13 protein-coding genes are annotated in these 19,015 nt (G+C 33.7%); 1 reads left to right on the top strand and 12 read right to left on the bottom strand.

All coding sequences use genetic code 11. The features are described 5' to 3' along the window. Window positions 1-32 precede the first annotated feature (32 nt). The 9 genes from HNR33_RS05880 to HNR33_RS05840 form a co-directional block, all read right to left on the bottom strand. Window positions 33-638, bottom strand: coding sequence for a hypothetical protein (locus HNR33_RS05880; protein WP_429081149.1), 606 nt, complete (start codon window positions 636-638; stop codon window positions 33-35). A gap of 164 nt (window positions 639-802) precedes the next feature. Then, window positions 803-2,491, bottom strand: a complete 1,689-nt coding sequence (locus tag HNR33_RS05875; protein ID WP_429081147.1) for a M3 family oligoendopeptidase — start codon at window positions 2,489-2,491, stop codon at window positions 803-805. A gap of 175 nt (window positions 2,492-2,666) precedes the next feature. Further along, on the bottom strand, window positions 2,667-4,490 hold the full coding sequence (typA, locus tag HNR33_RS05870) for a translational GTPase TypA (RefSeq protein ID WP_429081145.1): 1,824 nt from the start codon (window positions 4,488-4,490) through the stop codon (window positions 2,667-2,669). Window positions 4,491-4,659: 169 nt separating this feature from the next. Next, a complete protein-coding gene (locus HNR33_RS05865) occupies window positions 4,660-6,306 on the bottom strand; it encodes a sensor histidine kinase (RefSeq protein WP_429081143.1) in 1,647 nt (548 codons plus the stop codon). A gap of 180 nt (window positions 6,307-6,486) precedes the next feature. After that, window positions 6,487-8,403, bottom strand: coding sequence for a YgiQ family radical SAM protein (locus tag HNR33_RS05860; protein ID WP_429081141.1), 1,917 nt, complete (start codon window positions 8,401-8,403; stop codon window positions 6,487-6,489). Between the two features lie 339 nt (window positions 8,404-8,742). Continuing rightward, on the bottom strand, window positions 8,743-10,131 hold the full coding sequence (locus HNR33_RS05855) for an MATE family efflux transporter (RefSeq protein WP_429081138.1): 1,389 nt from the start codon (window positions 10,129-10,131) through the stop codon (window positions 8,743-8,745). Window positions 10,132-10,172: 41 nt separating this feature from the next. Then, window positions 10,173-11,903 (bottom strand): ABC transporter ATP-binding protein, encoded by a 1,731-nt coding sequence (locus tag HNR33_RS05850; RefSeq protein ID WP_429081135.1) that lies wholly within the window; start codon window positions 11,901-11,903, stop codon window positions 10,173-10,175. After that, on the bottom strand, window positions 11,900-13,717 hold the full coding sequence (locus HNR33_RS05845; RefSeq protein ID WP_429081134.1) for an ABC transporter ATP-binding protein: 1,818 nt from the start codon (window positions 13,715-13,717) through the stop codon (window positions 11,900-11,902). Before HNR33_RS05845 ends, HNR33_RS05850 begins: the two co-directional genes overlap by 4 nt. 443 nt (window positions 13,718-14,160) lie before the next feature. Continuing rightward, window positions 14,161-15,108: a helix-turn-helix domain-containing protein gene (locus HNR33_RS05840; RefSeq protein ID WP_429081131.1), complete on the bottom strand. Its 948-nt coding sequence runs from the start codon at window positions 15,106-15,108 to the stop codon at window positions 14,161-14,163. Between the two features lie 301 nt (window positions 15,109-15,409). Between HNR33_RS05840 and HNR33_RS05835 the strand changes: the two genes are divergently transcribed. Beyond that, window positions 15,410-15,784: a metal-dependent transcriptional regulator gene (locus HNR33_RS05835; protein ID WP_429081128.1), complete on the top strand. Its 375-nt coding sequence runs from the start codon at window positions 15,410-15,412 to the stop codon at window positions 15,782-15,784. 105 nt (window positions 15,785-15,889) lie between these two features. On the opposite strand, the gene HNR33_RS05830 is transcribed toward HNR33_RS05835, so the two are convergent. From HNR33_RS05830 to HNR33_RS05820, 3 genes are all read right to left on the bottom strand, one after another. Further along, complete coding sequence (locus tag HNR33_RS05830; RefSeq protein ID WP_429081127.1) at window positions 15,890-17,194, bottom strand: MFS transporter; 1,305 nt, start codon at window positions 17,192-17,194, stop codon at window positions 15,890-15,892. A gap of 36 nt (window positions 17,195-17,230) precedes the next feature. Next, on the bottom strand, window positions 17,231-18,304 hold the full coding sequence (locus HNR33_RS05825; protein WP_429081125.1) for an ArsR/SmtB family transcription factor: 1,074 nt from the start codon (window positions 18,302-18,304) through the stop codon (window positions 17,231-17,233). Window positions 18,305-18,497: 193 nt separating this feature from the next. Further along, window positions 18,498-18,944 carry an NUDIX hydrolase gene (locus HNR33_RS05820; RefSeq protein ID WP_429081123.1) on the bottom strand — a complete coding sequence of 149 codons (447 nt, stop codon included), beginning with the start codon at window positions 18,942-18,944 and terminating at the stop codon, window positions 18,498-18,500. Window positions 18,945-19,015: the final 71 nt, after the last annotated feature.

Here is a 19,015-nt window from a genome sequence, read left to right as displayed (position 1 = left end):
TGTTTTCTTATAATAATTTTATATATTTCACTTTATCCCTGCTTTTCTACCAATAATATCTGATTATTAATGATATCTATAACTCTAACCATGTCTCCTGAAGATATGGCTTTCCCATCGGTCATTGCTTCTAACTCCCTTATAGAGCCTTGTAATGTCATCTGTACCTTCCCTAAGCCACTACGTTTAGCTGGTATTGTTATGTACACTTCTCCAATACAGTACATTGCATTTTTTAAGTCCATGTTTCCACTCTCAGTTAATCTACTCATAAAATAGAATATTCCTGATACAATTGCCATTACTATCAACCCAAGTATCATTGCTAATATAACTGTCAGTGTTTTGTTCATGTTTGCATTAGCACCTACTATTCCAGTCCATCCAAACACTGTAAAGAAAATAATGAAATTCCTTACCGTAAATAAGTTAAAAGCTGATGAACCATCTATATCAGCTCCATCACCATCAAAGTCAGTTCCAGTATCGAAACCTCCATCATCCCCTGGTATATCAACATCATCATTCATTCCAATAAACGTTGATATAAGTTGTATCAAAAAGAGAACAGAGAACGGAACTGCAAAATACCAAAATACTTTTTCAAATGCAGGGATGCTATTCCACCATTCTGTCAATCTATATCCCCCCTTTCATTAACATTTATCAGATAAAATAGGCATTATTATACTATATGATAAGTGAGTAGCATTAATAATATAAACATTTCTACAATATTTTGGAAACACCTTTTTTTTGTCATAAATTTAACCATTTTGTAATAATGTGAAAAAAAATATCATTATAGTCTTTCTATCTCACTCCACACAAAATCCATAAGTTCTTTAATGGTTGTTTCTGAAAAATCAAATTCAAAACCTGCCGTCTTATATATTTCTGGAAGTGATTTAGAGTTTCCAAGAGATAGCGCCTTCTTATAATTTTTAATAGCACTTTGTGGATTTTCCTTGTATTGCTTCCATATCTGGAGTGCTGCTAGCTGAGCTATAGCATATTCAATATAATAGAATGGAACTTCATATATATGAAGCTGTAATTTCCATCTATGCTTTAATTCCTCTTCATACCCAGTCCAATCGATATGCGAATACATAAATTCTTTTGCAATTCTCATAAACTCATTATTTCTCTGTTCTGAAGTATGATTTGGATTTAAATACATCCAATGTTGAAACTTGTCTACAGTCATAGCCCATGGCAGAAATTTTATTATACCTTCAAGGTGCTCTCTTTTAGCCTGCTTAAGTTCGTCCTCATTATGATAGAATTCATCCCATTTATCCATGCTTAATAGTTCCATACCCATAGAAGCAAACTCTGCGGCCTCCATAGGTGTATCTCTATATTTTGAAATAGCTATATTTGAACTTAGTATATCGTGTATAGAATGTCCACCTTCATGAACAAGAGTAGTCATATCATCGTGAGTTCCTGCTGCATTCATAAATATAAATGGGAGCTTCGATATTGGAAGATACGTGCAGAATCCACCTGGTGATTTTGCTTTTCTGCTCTCAAGATCTAAAAGTTCGTTATCTCTCATCCTTTGTAGTACTTCTGCAAACTCCTTATCAGTTCTATTAAATATTCTAATAACTCCTTCTATCAGCTCATCAATCTCTTTAAAAGGCTTTAAAGGTTTAATATCTTTAGGTACAGCATCTACATCCCATGGTCTATAGTCATTAATTTCTAATTCTTTTTGATGTTGTTTTTCTATTTTCACTTTAAGTGGAACAACATATTTCAAAATAGAGTCATGAAATTCATAGCATTGTTCAGGAGTGTATGAAAATCTCTCATATTTTCTAAACATATAGTCTCTGAAATTTGGTAACCCAACGTTTTGTGCGACCTTTTTTCTTATTTTTATAAGCTCATTCATTATTTCATCAAGTTTCTCAGAATCACGAAGTTTTCTTGTATTAATCAGTTCCCAAGTTTTTTGTCTTATATGTCTGTCAGGATCCTTAAGAAATATAGACATCTGAGGAAATGTTTTTTCTTCTCCATCCCAATATACAGTCATCTTTCCTGTGATATCAAAATACTCAGTGCTTAATTTATCTTGCTGGACTTCAAACTCTATATTTTCTTGTCTAAAAATCTCAATAGAGTTTATTTTACTCTTAATCAAGTGTTCATATTTTTCCTTATCTAGTTCTTCTCTATATTGGTTATCATAAAAAAACTTATCAAATAAAGCCTGATATTTTTTCACTATAGGCATTACAGTTTCCTGCTGGTAAATAAATCTACTCTTGATATCCTCATCATCATTATGACACTGAAAATCTATGTAATTCCTATCTGATATCTCTTTTATTTCATCATAAATCCGACTTTCTTGTATAAGCCAATCTTCTAAATCCTTTACTCCTTTTATTTTTTTATTAAGCATATCTTTAAAGCGTTCTTCTAAAGCCACGACATTTTCAAAAGATACTTTTTCTTTGCAAATATCAGTCATTGTAATTCCTCCTATTTTTCTAAAGTACTTGCTTTATAAATGTTCTATATATTTTTTTGATTTCCTTCAATGGTTTTAATAACTTAATTTTTTCTAGATAACAGAAAGTCACTATCTCTACATTGTTATTTTATAGAGATAGTGACTCTTGTTTATCTAGCTAAACTAATTAATCTTATTTCTTCTTAGCCTTATATCTTAAGCTTTTATCTAGAATTCTCTTACGTATTCTTAAGCTTTTCGGAGTAACTTCCACAAGCTCATCATCTTCGATAAACTCTAATGCTTCCTCTAAACTTAATGTTTTTGGAGTAGTTAATCTTAATGCATCGTCAGAACCTGATGCTCTAGTATTCGTAAGCTGTTTTTTCTTACATACATTTACATCTATATCATCAATTTTAGCATTTTGACCAACTACCATTCCTGCATATACCTTTGTTCCAGGACTAATAAATAATAATCCTCTTTCTTGTGCTGCACTAAGTCCATAAGCAACAGCCTCTCCAGTTTCAAATGAAACTAATGAACCTTGTGAGCGTGTAGATATATCTCCCTTATAATCCTCATATCCATCAAATATAGAGTTTAATATACCATTACCCTTAGTATCGGTCATAAACTCTGAACGATAACCAATAAGTCCTCTAGCTGGAATCGAAAATTCAAGACGAGTATACCCAACGTTTGAATTTGTCATATTAACAAGTTCGCCTTTTCTTCTTCCCAACTTTTCTATAACTGATCCAACAAACTCTTCAGGTACATCTATAGTAACTCTTTCCATAGGTTCACATTTTTTACCATCTATAGTTTTAAATAATACCTCTGGCTTTGATACTTGGAACTCATATCCTTCTCTTCTCATTGTTTCAATTAGAATAGATAAATGAAGCTCACCTCTTCCTGATACCTTGAATGCATCTGTAGAGTCTGTTTCTTCTACTCTTAAGCTTACATCTGTATTAAGTTCCTTAAACAATCTATCTCTTACTTGTCTTGATGTAACAAATTTACCCTCTTGACCTGCAAAAGGACTGTTATTTACAGAGAATGTCATAGCAATAGTTGGCTCTGATATCTTGACAAATGGTAAAGCCTCTGGTGTAGATACATCACATATTGTATCTCCTATATGGATTCCTTCTACACCTGAAACTGCAATTATACTTCCTATCTTAGATTCCTGTACCTCTACTCTATTTAATCCTTCAAATTCATAAATTTTTGTTATTCTTACTTTTTTTACTTCATCAGACTTTTCTGCATTAATCATAACTGCATCTTGATTTACTCTAATAGTACCTCTTTCTATCTTCCCAACACCTATTCTTCCAACATATTCATTATAGTCTATAGTTGAAATTAATACCTGTAGAGGATAATTCTCATCACCTTGTGGTGCAGGTATAAACTCAAGTACAGTTTCAAAAAGTGCCTCCATGTTTTCATCCTGCTTATCAGGTGATAACGATGCAGTTCCGTTTTTAGCTGAAGCATATACAAAAGGACAATCAAGCTGATCATCATTAGCTCCTAGCTCTATGAATAATTCTAGAACTTCGTCTATAACCTCATTAGGTCTAGCTTCTGGTCTATCTATTTTATTGATACATACTATAACTGGAAGGTTTAGTTCTAATGCCTTTTTTAAAACAAACTTTGTCTGTGGCATTGGACCTTCAAATGCATCTACCACAAGTACAACACCACTAACCATTTTTAAAACACGCTCAACCTCTCCGCCAAAGTCAGCATGTCCTGGAGTATCTACTATATTTATCTTCGTACCTTTATAGTGAACAGCAGTATTTTTTGATAATATTGTAATTCCTCTTTCTCTTTCTAAGTCATTCGAATCCATAACTCTCTCTTGTACTACTTGATTTGACCTGAAAGTTCCACTTTGCTTTAATAATTCATCCACTAATGTAGTCTTACCATGATCTACGTGGGCAATTATTGCTATATTTCTAATATCGTTCCTTTGTTTATTCAATGTAATTCCTCTTTCTTTTTTAGAATTTTTCAACAAGGCTTATTTTATCACATTCAGCTTAAAAATCAAATATAAAGTGAAACTTAATCCTTCTAGTATATTAGTGTATTTTTATTTTAACCAAAATAAATTTTTAAAATAAAGAAGACAGAAATTATTTCTGCCTTTTTCAGGAATATATATCAGAAAATTCAATATTGATATTTTCTATTTTTTGATCTCTATAGTAATCGGAATCTGTCTTTTCAGTATCACTAACTTCTAATATATGATTGGGTAAATGTATTATAAATTCGCTTCCTTTTCCAATATCGCTTATAAGTGATATATAGCCACCATGCATTTCAACCAGAGATTTTACTAATGCTAATCCTATTCCACTACCTTCCTTTACATCTTTATTCTTATTATCAGCTTGAATAAACCTGCCAAATATTATATCTTGTACATCTTTTGGTATGCCTATTCCAGTATCTTTTACTGATATGTCTACATAGTCTATACTTGTATGTACATTTACATAAATGCATCCATCTTTAGGGGTAAATTTTATTGCATTTGACAATAAATTTAATATAATACGTTCTATTCTATCAGGATCACAAGCGATCAAATTTTCTTCAATCTCTGTATCAAAAATTAGATTTATATTCTTATTCTCAGCATATTCTGCTACTGACAAAGCAATGTCTTCAACTAATTTAACAATATCATAGTTTCCAAAATTTACATCAAAATAGCCTGCATCAATTTTTGTTATATCAATAAGATTACCTATTAGTCGTACTAATCTGTAACAATTTTGCTTAATTAAGTTTATATACTTACTAGCTTTGTATTCATCATATTTACTTTTGTCATCTATTAATATTTTCGCTAACATTTGTTGGGTAGAATATATTACATTTAAAGGTGTTTTTAATTCATGTGAAATGTTCGCAAAAAATGATGTCCTAAGCTTGTCATACTCTAAAGCTTCATTTAGTATTCTTGTTTTTTCTTCACAAAGAAGTCTTGCCTTCATAGCTTGTAACTCAATCTCATGCCTCATATTTATCTCTTTAATCAAACGTTCGTTAGCTTCAGTTAATTCTACTGTTCTTTTTTCTACCATGTATTCTAATTCTTTTGCAAAGTTATCTAAATCCTTATTATTTTCTCGTATAATCTTTCTATTAATAAAATCCGTAATATATGCATTATATCTAAACTTAGAAATAGTAAATGCAAGTATTAAAATAAACAATGAATTTACTATATTACCTATCAAATGTGCCGGGTCATCTTGAACACGTAAAAGGCCTATTATAAAAAATAGATAGGTTGAAACATAAATAATTAAGCTGTAAAAAGGATTGATTGTTAAAGCAGAAGCTACATAAAATACACCTATAATATATGCCGATATCTGATTATGTATAAGCTGAGCATTAACTGATAAAAAGACACACCACATTAGATTAATGACAATACATCCTAGCTCTAATATTCTTGTAAAGCAACTAATTCTTGTAAATATTGTTTTATTTCTTAAGTGAAATAATAAAATGAATAGTGATAAGAACACTACTATACATACATGAGAATAGAATAAATATTTGTATGCTGGTCTATATGACCATTCATCAATTAGAAAAGTACAATCAAAAATTATCAATAGGATATTTAGAAATAGAAGAATAATAGAAATTTTACCTTCTTTGATCAAATTGGCTTCAAGAATCTCTTCAGAGAATTCTTTTTTATATTTGTCAGGAATATTTCTACATAAACCACAAATGGATTCTTTTATGTATGAAATATGAAGATTTGGCAAGTATCACACCTCCAACATGACGTTAAAAATCAAGTTATGATATTGTGAATTTTGTTAAAAGTAATATAACCATATATTTCTACATAAGATGTTTTTTTCCTCCGTAAAAAAATTAATGGTCTCATATTTTTAAAAAAATTAAGCCTGCTGTATCAAATACAGTAGGCTTAAAATGAACACTTATCTTTGTTTTTTTGATTTACCTTTTATAGATTTATTTTTTTGATTTTTTTGTGAACGCGAGAACTTTCTAGATTTATCATTCTTCTTGTTTATATTATCTGTATTTTTTGTATTTCTTTGCTGTTTCCTAGGACGTATTAAACACTTAGTTCCAAAGCCTACTAAATCCATTCTGCTTGCTTTTTGAAGTGCCTCATAAACTAATTCATAATTTTGCGGCTTGCGATACTGAATTAATGCTCTTTGCATTGCCTTTTCATGAGGTGACTTTGGTATATAAACCTTTTTCATGCTTCTAGGGTCAAGTTCTGTATAATACATACATGTAGATAGCGTCCCTGGCGTCGGATAAAAATCTTGTACCTGCTCAGGCATATATCCTAAATCTCTTAAGTATTCAGCCAACTCTATGGCGTCTTTAAGTGTAGATCCTGGATGACTTGACATAAGATATGGAACTAAAAATTGGTTCATTCCAAGCTCTTTATTTATCTTATTATATTTATTTACAAATCTCTCATATACTTCTCTTCCCGGCTTACCCATTTTCTCCAAGACATTTGATGATACATGTTCAGGTGCAACCTTAAGCTGTCCACTTACATGGTGCTCACAAAGCTCTCTGAAAAACTCATCATCCTTGTCATGTATCAAATAGTCATACCTTATACCTGAACGGATAAACACTTTTTTCACATTTGGAAGGTCTCTAAGCTTTCGTAGTAAATTAAGATAATCTTTATGGTCTATTTTAAGCTGTTTACAAGGCTTTGGAAAAAGACACTGCTTATTTTTACAAACGCCAAACTTGACTTGTTTTTCGCATGCCCTATCTCTGAAGTTTGCAGTCGGTCCACCTACATCATGGATATAACCTTTAAAGTCTGGATCCCATACAATTTTTTCTGCTTCTGATACGATGGATTGATGACTTCTCGATTGAACAACTCTGCCTTGATGAAATGCAAGAGCACAGAAATTGCAGCTTCCAAAACAACCTCTATTACTTATAACGCTGAACTTTATTTCTTCTATAGCAGGAACCCCACCATCCTTCTCATATATAGGATGATATGTTCTCATATATGGCAATGCATACACACTATCTAGCTCAGATTGAGATAATGGTTCATTAGGAGGGTTTTGTACAACATATACATTTCTATATGGCTCTACTAACGGCTTAGCAGTAATTGCATCCATATTCTCATATTGAGTCATAAAGCTTTCTGCATATTTTTCCTTAGATACTAGTATATCATCATATGATGGAAGTATAATTGGTTTATATGGTCTATCTATGTCTTTTGTTTTGTATACGGTTCCTTTAATGAATGTTATTTCTTCAATAGGAAGTCCACTTTCTAATGCTTCTGCAATTTCAATTATTTGACCTTCTCCCATTCCATACACTATAATATCAGCTTTTGCATCTAGAAGTATTGATCTTCTGACTTTATTATCCCAATAGTCATAGTGTGCAAATCTTCTTAAGCTTGCTTCAATTCCACCAAGTATAACCGGAATATTCTTATAGGCTTCTTTAGCTCTATGACTATAAACTATGGAAGCTCTGTCCGGACGAAGATCTGCTTTGCCCCCAGGTGAGTATGCATCTTCTCTCCTCTTTTTCTTTGCTACTGTATAGTGATTGACCATAGAATCTATGTTACCACCAGTTATTAAAAATGCTAGTCTAGGTCTTCCTAATTTTTTAAAGTCCTCAGCGTCCTTCCAACAAGGCTGAGCAATAATCCCAACTTTATATCCTCTACTTTCTAGAAATCTTCCTATTATTGCAACTCCGAATGAAGGATGGTCAACATATGCATCCCCTGTAACTAATACAAAATCAAGCTGTTCCCATCCTCGTTCTTTCATATCTTGTTTATTTATAGGTAAAAAATTTAACATCTTATCATTCCTTTTTGTTTAATGCTTTGCATATTTAGTGTTTCTAATAATCTATATATTATTATATTTGATCTTTATAAACAAGAGGGCAAATGTTGATGATCAAATCACTCTTTCTTCCATAGTCATCATCACTGTTTTACATCCCCTTTCTTTTTATAAATTTTTATATGATGCTGTTGTGTTTTAAAAGATTTTGGAGAGTATAAAAAAGCTAAGTGCCTTTTCAATATTTATTGATAAAAGACACTTAGCCCTGAAAAAATTCTATTAGTACAATTCGTCATTAGTCAATGATTTTAATCCTTCCTATTATCCGATTCTTTGCATTGGCAACGATCATACCCTAAGCGTTGAACTTGAGTCTTTTAGACGAAGCACAGAAAATTCTCTTTTTACCATAATAATTGTCCATAGGATAATAACCACCTCAATTGCAAAGGAGCCATAATATATTCCTGATATGCCAATCATTTTGGGCAAAATCAACATGACTGGTACATAAAAAATTAGTTGCCTTACGATACCGATGAGAGCAGCAGGCTTTCCTTTATCGATAGACGGGAAAAATGTCATTGCCATAAAGATAATTGACAATGCTGGCAAAGTCCCCATATAGGTCCTAAAGTACAAGAATTGTGTTTTTGTAAAAAGTTGCTCCGCCAGCATCAATTCCAAAACTGATCTAGGAGCTATCATGGAAACAATCCAAAAAGGCAACGTCAGTACCATAGAAGCAATAGCAAATATTTTATAGCAGCGAATAACACGGTTATACTGCCTTGCTCCATAATTGATTCCAATCACAGGCTGCAGCGCACGCATCAATCCAAAAATTGGAGTAAGTAGGAATGTGAATATACGATATACTGCTCCGTAAAAAGCAACGTCTGCCGTTGTACCATATTTTGATAATGCATTAAAAACAACGATGGCCTGCATCAGGTTCATAATGCTCATAATTAGAGCAGACATCCCCAAGCTTAAAATGGATTTTATAATATCCTTATCTCGATGCAAAGAAAAAATCTTCGATTTAAATGAAGCATAGCCTTTCCCAAAATATATCCACCCAAGTAGGGTATATACCAACATTCCAATGTTAGTGCCCCATGCGGCACCCTCCACACCCAAGTCAAAGAGCACAATAAATACATAATTAGCAATCACATTGGCAGTTAGACCTATTCCCATCATAGCGGCTGCTGATTTCATTTTTCCCTCGGCTCGTATGATCATATTTCCAGCTAATCCGTAAATCCAAAAAAATGCTCCCAAAATAGTGATTCTAAAATAACTATCTCCTAAAACTAAGGCTTCACCCTTTCCTCCCATAATCTGTACTAGCTTAGTTGAAAAGAGCAGCCCTAGAACCATATAAATGACTGTTGTAGCAAGAGACAGCCAGTTAACATTTCCTAATAACCGTTCTTGTGTTTTTTTGTCTTGACTGCCTAGAGCTATACTTAAAACTGAACCTGCACCAACTCCAATTAAGGAGCCAAACGCTACGCTTATTTGGGAAAGTGGGTACGCTACAGAAACCCCTGCTAAAGCAGTTTCCCCTACAAAATTTCCGATGAAGACAGCATCCAAAACTGAATTCAGTCCATACAGCACCATGGCTAAAATGGCAGGCCACGATAAATCAACCATGACCTTCCATAGGTTACCGTTCAATATAAATTGCTTTTGTTTTTCTTTCTGATCAATCATTGTTTCTCCCATGTAGAACCTCCAAAGTCTTTATAGTTAATCCTGTACAATAGTTATAATTCCCATCCGCTAGATTCGGTCTGGATCGTCCATAATTTTTTATAAAGCCCATCCTTACAGATTAGCTCATCATGTGTACCTTGCTCAGCAACTTTTCCATCCTCCATAACAACGATATTGTCTGCATCCTTGATGGTTTTAAGTCGATGAGCAATTACAATAACTGTTCTGCCTGCAATCAGCTCACTGATCGCCCTTTGCACCTCAACTTCATTTTCGGGATCAAGTGAAGCTGTTGCCTCATCAAGAAGAACAACAGGAGCATCTTTTAGCATAGCACGTGCAATGGAAATACGTTGTTTTTCACCACCAGAAAGAGTACAACCACCTTCTCCAACCATAGTATCAAAGCCTTTGGGAAGCGCCATAATGAAATCATAGCAGCAGGCTTTCTTAGCAGCTTCGATCATCTCTTTATCTGTAGCATTTTCTTTCCCAAAACGAATATTATTGCCGATAGTATCTTGAAACAAATAGACATCCTGAAATACCATTGAAATCTTTTTCATTAGCTTTTCAGGGTCAAGGATTGACTCATCAATTCCTCCGAAAGTGACCTTTCCATCACTTGGATCATAGAATCTTGCACACAGCTTCAGTACCGTACTTTTACCACTTCCCGATGGTCCTACAAGTGCTGTTAATGTTCCTTGCTTCATTGTCAAAGAAACATTATGCAAGACATCCTTGTCTCCATAGCCGAAGGAAACATTTTCAAACACAATATCAGTACTACCGTTAGGTTCTTTATAACCACCCATTTCCTGTTCATTCATTAAATTCAAAATACGTTCGCCTGCTCGCTCATCATAACGAAGTTCTGCATATTTCATCAAAGCAGAGGTAAGAGGATCGTATACCCGGGAGCCAATGACTAAAAACATTACAAAGGTTAGTACATCTAAAGAACCCCCTACCAACAGATAAGAGCCTGTCAAAATCATTAGTGTCAAACCTGCTCGAATAAGCGTTATAGTGGTAAGCACGATGGGACCTGTTAAGGCTTCAAAGCGAATACACTCTTTCATTAATTTTTTAAAAGCATTATCAAGACGGATAAATCTCTCACCTACCAGATTATAGGCTTTCATAACACGAATACCAAACAGATATTCCTGCAGGCGGTTACCTGCATCAAGCTTGAATTTCATTTGCCTGTCTGCCATACGTTTCTGAATTTTGGAACAAGTCCACAATAAAAGTATGGCAAGGGGAAGTGCCACAAACATAGCAATAGACATACGCCAGTCGATCCACAAAAGAGAAACAAAGGCAATCAACGGCATAACTAGTGCGCCAAATAGCTGTGGAACAATATGAGATACACCTGTTTCAATCAATGTAAAATCACCCATCATCATATTTGCTAGATCACCTGGATCACGGCTTATAATATAACCTAGTGGAAGCCTCCTCAGGTGCTCGGCTAGATTTGCTCTGCCGTCTGCAGAGAGTTCATAAGCATCACGATAACTATGGCGGTATGCAGGCTTCTCTGCGATAAACATCACTATCATATAAGCAAACAAGCTCCCAATAATCATCCAAAGGTGAGTAGTATCCAAACCTGTGCCAGAACCATTGAAAGCATTGAATATAATTCTTACCGCTTCAATGGAAAACATAAACGGAATGACATTAACCAAATTAGCCAAAATAGTAAATCCGATAGGCTTAACCAGTCTTTTCGGTTGTCCAACAGTAATATTTTGAAAGATTCTCATGCTTTCACACCTCCAGTTTTCAGTGTCCAGTCGTAAGCACTGGTATAGGCTTTCCACATTCGCTGATATAGACCTTCCATAGCTGTCAGATTATCGTGGGTACCGATTTGTTCAATTTTCCCATTTTTTAGCACGATAATTTGATTAGCAGTTTTAATGGAGGATAGTCTGTGAGCAATAACAATAACCGTTTTGCTTTTAATGAGTTCTTTCAATGCAATCTGCATCTTGTATTCATTTTCAGGATCAGCAAAGGCTGTTGCTTCGTCAAGAACGAGAATAGGTGCATCTTTGAGAATAGCACGAGCAACTGAAACACGCTGTTCTTCACCTCCAGAAAGAAACACACCACCTTCACCTATGAGTGTATTGTAACCATCTGGCAAGCTTTCAATAAATTCATGACATTGTGCTACTCTCGCAGCTGCATAGACTTCCTCGTCAGTGGCATCAGGTCTGCCAACCTTAATGTTCTCAAACAACGTATCGTAAAAAAGAAATGTATCCTGAAATACGAATGATACTGTATTCATAAGTTCTTCTGTAGAAATATCCTTTATATTCACTCCCCCGATTTTGATTTCTCCAGTTGTGACATCCCAAAAGCGAGGAATTAGATTGGCCACGGTAGATTTCCCGGAGCCCGACGGTCCTACCAAAGCAGTTATCTCTTCAGCTTTGGCAGTAAAGCTGATATTGGTCAGAGCTTCAACTCTTGTTGCTTCTGCTTTATTTTCATAAGCAAAGGTCACATTTTCAAAGGTAATATCATGACTGTTAGGATATTTAGGACTTGAAGTCTCCTTGATTGGCTCTTCATCATAGATTTTATCAATGCGTGAAACGCCTTCAAAAATCTCTCTTGTCCCCGAAGCGAGTAAAGTCAATTTATACAGCGGAGAGGATGCACCTGGAACCATGATAATAAAAAACAAGTATACGAGGGCAAAGGAAATATTATTTGGGTCTCCACTCATAATCAGCAAGCCCACAGGCAGGATAAACGTCAAAAACGAGTTGAGTATTACTGTAAAAACAGCCATACCGTTTTCGAATTTATCACAATAAGCAACTGCCCAGTCTCTGTAATTGTACAGATCTGCATGAAATTTTTTAAAAGAAAAAACGGTCTGTCCGAATATTTTAACTACTGGTATACCTCGGACATATTGTATGGCTGAAGAATGGATACGTTCTTGTGAATCAAAATAAGCTTTCATTGTGCCTTGTGCTTTTTTACCAAACATCATTGAAGCCTGCATAGCTATACTGATGGCAAAGGCGATGACACAGGTAAGCGCCATCCAACCGTTAAGGCTGAAGAATATAACAAACATCACAACAACCGTTGCCCCTACATTCACAAGGTCTGGAATTGTGTGAGCAACAAACAACTCTATTCGTTCCACATCTTGCTCCAAATTCTTTTTTACAGCACCTGTTGCAGTGCTGTTCAAATACCCAAGCGATAGCTTACCGATATGCTTTGCGAGCCCCATTCGCAGCCCGTATAAAATTCGGAAAGCTGCTACATGGGAGCAGATGATTGCAGCGTACAAAAACAGCAATCCTGCAATTAATCCCGCAAAAGCTATCCAGCCCCACCTAATCATCATGGTACTGTTCACCAAGACAATGCTACCTCCGTTTTGCAACAATTCTCCCAGGATCTGATAAACAGATATAAACGGAACAAGCATACATGCTGCACTAAGCGCCGATAAAAATCCTGAGGCGATCAGCAGCATCTTTTTTTCACCCGCTATTTCAAATAATCGGGAGAAACCATTCTTTTTTTTAGATTTTTGTTTCATAATAAATGCTCCTTTCAAAAATAGAGGTTAGTTAGTTAAAGCTAACCAACCTCTATTTTAAGCTCTTTTATTTTTCTGTTCTACTCCGTAAAGTCAATTCGACTCCAATCGGACAACAATTTATTTAACATATAATTGTCTAATATCAAAGAACTTTGGAGTGTTGTTGAAGGTATAGTCTTTGATTTTGTCAGTATTATACACGATCATGTCTTTGACATAAGTAAGAGGAGTATTGGGCACGTTGTCATTGTTGTAATTGATTAGATAGTCAAAAAATTTCTGCAACACGCACTTCATATATATTGCACACTGCTTCTCTTCATAAATTACCCTCCTAACATAAATGATTTTAGTTAGTTTCAACTAACCCGCTGCCAAAAATACACTTCTAGGCACCTTAAGTCGATCACTGATACGCACTATTATAGTTTTTTTTACGCTTATTTTCTACTCCGAACGGTCAAAAATGCTCCATTTAGACGACTTGTTTTCCTGTATTCCAATGGTGACATCCCTATAACAGCTTTAAATGCCGACGCAAATTTACTAGAATTGCTATATCCGACCTTGCCTGCAATGTCAGTAACACTATCATTGCATTGGCGTAGCATTACAGCAGCAGCCTGCATTCGATAGGAACGCATATAGGCATAAATCGATGTTCCATAGACTCCTTTGAAACAAAGCTTCATAGCTGTTAGAGGTATTTTGAAACGGTTGGACAATTCCTCCAGTGTATTATGTTGCTCCAAGTGCTGTGTCATGTGTTCCTTAATTGCTTTAACAATATCGACCTGACTCTTGTGAAAATACTGTCGTTCTTCTCTTTGTTCTGAAACATCTGCAATACTAAGAAATAATAGAAGTTCCAGTACCTTCAGTTTAAAGTATCCATGCTTGACTTCATCCGGCACTGTATAAAGCTCGAAGAAAATATGCTCTATAGAATTCTTGGCACGCATGATAAAACATTTATCTTTACTGCATAGCTTATCACGTAAAGAATATAGGTCAATTGATATATCATCTAAAACAGAAGAAATTGATTTTTCAGCCTCATAAAGACATATTATCACAGAGACACCGTGATAATGCTCCAGTGGAAAACAAGATCTTGTAGTTCTATTGCTTAGCATATTTACAGCAAGATCACCTTCTTCTAGATATACATAGCCCCCATTTAAAAATTCACATTCAAATCGTCCCTGACGGCAATGATTGATTTCCATAATATCAGCACATGGCTGTTTATTATAAACGCAGCTCCCCATATGAAAGTCATTATAAACCAATACAATCCCTGGAAATACTTGATAGCTGGTCATTATACCTTCCCCATTATCGTTTTTCATTTTGTATACCACACAATCTTCGGACTGTGAAATCACTTTCACTTCAGGACCATATAGTTCTCTATCTTTTGATAACATACTCACGTGTTTTTACCCTCCTTACATTGTTACTTCATAAATAAAAAACAAACTATCACGCTTTCTCTACTTAATACTAATAATTTATATTGGCAATTAATAATCATGTCTACTGCTTGGTAGGTTAGCGTTAACTAACCTACCAAAATATTACGTTATCATTGTAATACTGATTTGTCAATCGGTAAAAAGCAGTCCTTGAAAAAACAGTTAGTATATACTAACATAGATATATAAATAAATTTTGTGAGGTGAGAAAATGAAAATACAAGAGTCGGCAGAAGACTATTTGGAAACTATTCTGATGCTTAAGGAGCATATTGGCCAGGTACGTTCTATTGATATAGTGAACGAAACAGGATATACTAAGCCCAGCATCAGTGTCGCTATGAAGAAACTACGGGAAAATGGATATATCAATATAGATTCTGATGGGTATATCACATTAATAGGTGACGGTCTTGAAATTGCAACTCGAATGTATGATCGGCATCAAACCCTTGCTAAGTTTTTAATGGCATTAGGTGTTAGTGAAAAAACTGCTCTAGCAGATGCCTGTAAAATTGAGCACGATATCAGCGATGAAAGTTATCAATGTATAAAGAAACATTTTAAACAGACTAAAGGCAGGTGAACAACCTGCCTTTGTTTCCATTTGGTATTACTTTGAATCCTTTGTAACATTGTTTTCAAAATAATATATAATTCTTGCACTTCTAACGATCCTATACTATTTTTCCTATAACTCTCTAATATCTTTATTATTAGCCATAGTTACTGTCAATCCTAGAAGAACAAGCCCAGAAAGTACTGGCAATATCCATACAGGAATCAAATCAATTAGTACGCCTGAAAGTATCATACCTATTGGCGTACATGACATAGCAATGGTACTAATCAGTCCAAATATTCTTCCTCTGATATTATCAGGAATTTCTCTTTGAAGAGTTACCTCGATAGGTATGTTTATAACAACAATCGCTATAGATATGATGAATGAAACTATTATATATCCAATAAAATATGTGTTCTTACTAAATATCAACAGTTCAGGTACAACAGAAACTCCCATCAAGATAATACCAGCATTTGTAACTAGTAATCCAAATATAATTTTCTTGAAGTTCTTTTCACTCTGAGGCATTACTGATAAAGCAATTGATCCCGCAAGCATTCCCAATGGAAATATAGCTTCTAAAACACCAAATTGTTTTGATGACATCTTAAGTATCTCATTAACCATATAAGGAAATGGAACTGTTATTCCTAGAGTCATGAAGAAATTTATAAATATTGCTGAAATAAATAACATAAACATAGACCTTGTAGATTTAAGATACGAGAACCCTTCTATAAAATCACGCAAGAAGTTTTCAATGATTGAGTTCTTGCCTACTTCAATATTTTCTGCCTCTAACGTTTGTTCATTTAATTCAGGTTTATTTAAATTAAAGTCAATAAACATCTCAGTGATTCCAGAAGCTATAAAGGATATACCATTTATGATAAGAAACAGCTTAATATCAATAAATGCATATACAAGACCTCCTAAAAATGGTCCTGCTATAGAAGTAATTGAAGTTATAGCTTGATTTAGTGAATTAGCTCTCATAAGATTTTTTTCATCTACTATATTAGGTATAGATACTTGGAAAGGAACATTAAAGAAAGTATTACATGTAGATAATAGAAAAGATGTGATGTATATATAAGATAATCTTAAATCATCTATTATTGCTACACTAAACAGCAATAACACGACGATCCCGCTTAAAATGTCCATAACTACAACTATTCTTTTTCTGTTAATTTTGTCACTGATAACACCTGCTATAGGTCCAAAAATTACTGCTGGAAGTGTTCCAAAAACTAATGATAGTGCAAAAGTAGTTCCTGAACCAGTAGTTTTTAATACATAAAGACTTATTGCAAAGCTGTATATCCGTGTACCAAATAAAGATACTAGCCTTCCTAAAAGTAATAACACCATATTTGACATAATCTTAGATTTTTTCATTCTTAAATCTTGAACATTATCCCCCATGTTATAGCCTCCCTGACTTTATAATGAAATAACAGCTTATAGCTTAAGCTCTTTAATTAAAAACTCTATTCCATCTCTAATAACGTCTTTATTTACAGTGTAGATATTTTTCCTGTCTTTCCTATCTATTATAACTAATTCTGCAGAACAAAGATTATTGATATGATATGAAACTGTGGCTCCAGTAATTCCAAGCTTTTCAGCAATATCTTTACTACAGTATTCTTCATCCTCAACTATAAGCTTAAGTATTTGAAATCTAGTAGTATCCGAAAAGTTTTTAAATATATTAACATATTTTTTTAGCTTATCTTCTTCTCCTCCCTTATACTGCTTGATAGATTCCTCAAAGCCTAATCCTAGATAAATATAGCTCGAATGACCTGAGACCTTAAACATAAGTGAATAGTAGTTAACGTAGCTAGTAGTTATAAAAACTTCTTCATATATTTCGTATTTAAAAAATTTACCAGTGAATTGTTTAAGAAAATTAATTCCTTTGTCATTAAAATTCTTTTCAATATGTTTATTAAACGCATTAATCTCTTTTCTTTCTGGCTCATAATACTTATAGAACACCGGTATTAAATTCTGCATAAGGCTGACGTAATCATCTCTGTATTTCTCAGGCTCTTGTAAGAAACAAAATAAGTCCCATTTTAAACCTGAATCATAATCTAAATCCTTAATAAAAGTGATACTCTTATGCTCATCTATTGCAATTTCTTTTGCTCGCTTATTAATCTCTTCTAGCTCATTACCATTTTTTCCACATCTAATTATCTCTCTTATTAATCTAAATCTTAGGGTATTCTTATCTAACTTCTTTATAAAGTTTAGACATTCATCTATTTCTGGATACTCCCATATTTCAGAATACAATAAAAAAACATCAGCTAATCCAATTTCCATACTGTAGTACGATTTCAATTTTTCATTCTGTACATATTCATCCTGCTTTACCTTTCTTATAAAGCTTTCATAATCTTCATTTGATTCTAATTCATATTCCTCAAATTGTTTATTAATCTCATCAGAATTATATACCCAATACAAAAATGAAAAGAAATCATTTACTTCTCCTATCTTTGGATCAAACCTTATTTTCAACGCATACCCTCCTAAAGTCTACTTATTGTATATAATTTTTAATAATATATTGTTGATTTAAACAATAATTTAATGACTATCTAATCCGAATGACAATTAGATAACCTTCTAACATCATTATATGATTAGATAATCTTCTAAGTCAATAGTTTTTTGGAAAATTTTATAGAAAAAGCCTGACAGAATCACTCTGTCAGGCTATAATATTTAATCTCAGTTGCTCCGCTTTCTGTATGCCTTCTTTTACCCATATAGGTGTTTTTTCATTGCGAATAATTTCATCAATCGACATCCAGTAAATCTCTGCTACTTCGTCAGTATCAGCACAATAAGGTTGTCCACTTTTATATCTGCATAAAAAAATTACTTCCACAATCGGATCCCCACCATCTGAAACAAAAGATTTACTCTCTATATACCTTATATCATTACTTATTTCTATTCCTACTTCTTCCATAATCTCTCTTTTCAATGTCTTTTCAAGAACATCCTGTTCGTCTCCTTTATTCTCTAGCTTTCCTCCAACAAAAGAGATTATTCCAGGGGCATGCTCTTCATTTTCACTTCTTTTTATCATAAGCCATTTATCTTCTTTATATATAGCTCCTTGAACAATAACTATACTCCAAATATTATCCATATACTATTACCCCCTTATAATCATAGTAGCATTCTTAGACATTTTTTTCAATTACTATAAAGGGGCAAATA

The sequence above is a fragment of the Brassicibacter mesophilus genome, from assembly GCF_050433385.1.
GTDB lineage: Bacteria > Bacillota > Clostridia > Tissierellales > Proteiniboraceae > Brassicibacter > Brassicibacter mesophilus.
The sequence above is the reverse complement of the archived record's forward strand: the minus strand, read 5'-3'. Positions and strand labels throughout refer to the sequence as shown.

Bases quoted from the DNA above. Each gene is read 5' to 3' on its own strand.
- HNR33_RS05875 (WP_429081147.1), bottom strand. From the start codon at position 2,491: ATGACTGATATTTGCAAAGAAAAAGTATCTTTTGAAAATGTCGTGGCT.
- HNR33_RS05860 (WP_429081141.1), bottom strand. From the start codon at position 8,403: ATGTTAAATTTTTTACCTATAAATAAACAAGATATGAAAGAACGAGGA.
- HNR33_RS05855 (WP_429081138.1), bottom strand. From the start codon at position 10,131: ATGGGAGAAACAATGATTGATCAGAAAGAAAAACAAAAGCAATTTATA.
- HNR33_RS05850 (WP_429081135.1), bottom strand. From the start codon at position 11,903: ATGAGAATCTTTCAAAATATTACTGTTGGACAACCGAAAAGACTGGTT.
- HNR33_RS05845 (WP_429081134.1), bottom strand. From the start codon at position 13,717: ATGAAACAAAAATCTAAAAAAAAGAATGGTTTCTCCCGATTATTTGAA.
- HNR33_RS05835 (WP_429081128.1), top strand. From the start codon at position 15,410: ATGAAAATACAAGAGTCGGCAGAAGACTATTTGGAAACTATTCTGATG.
- HNR33_RS05830 (WP_429081127.1), bottom strand. From the start codon at position 17,194: ATGGGGGATAATGTTCAAGATTTAAGAATGAAAAAATCTAAGATTATG.
- HNR33_RS05820 (WP_429081123.1), bottom strand. From the start codon at position 18,944: ATGGATAATATTTGGAGTATAGTTATTGTTCAAGGAGCTATATATAAA.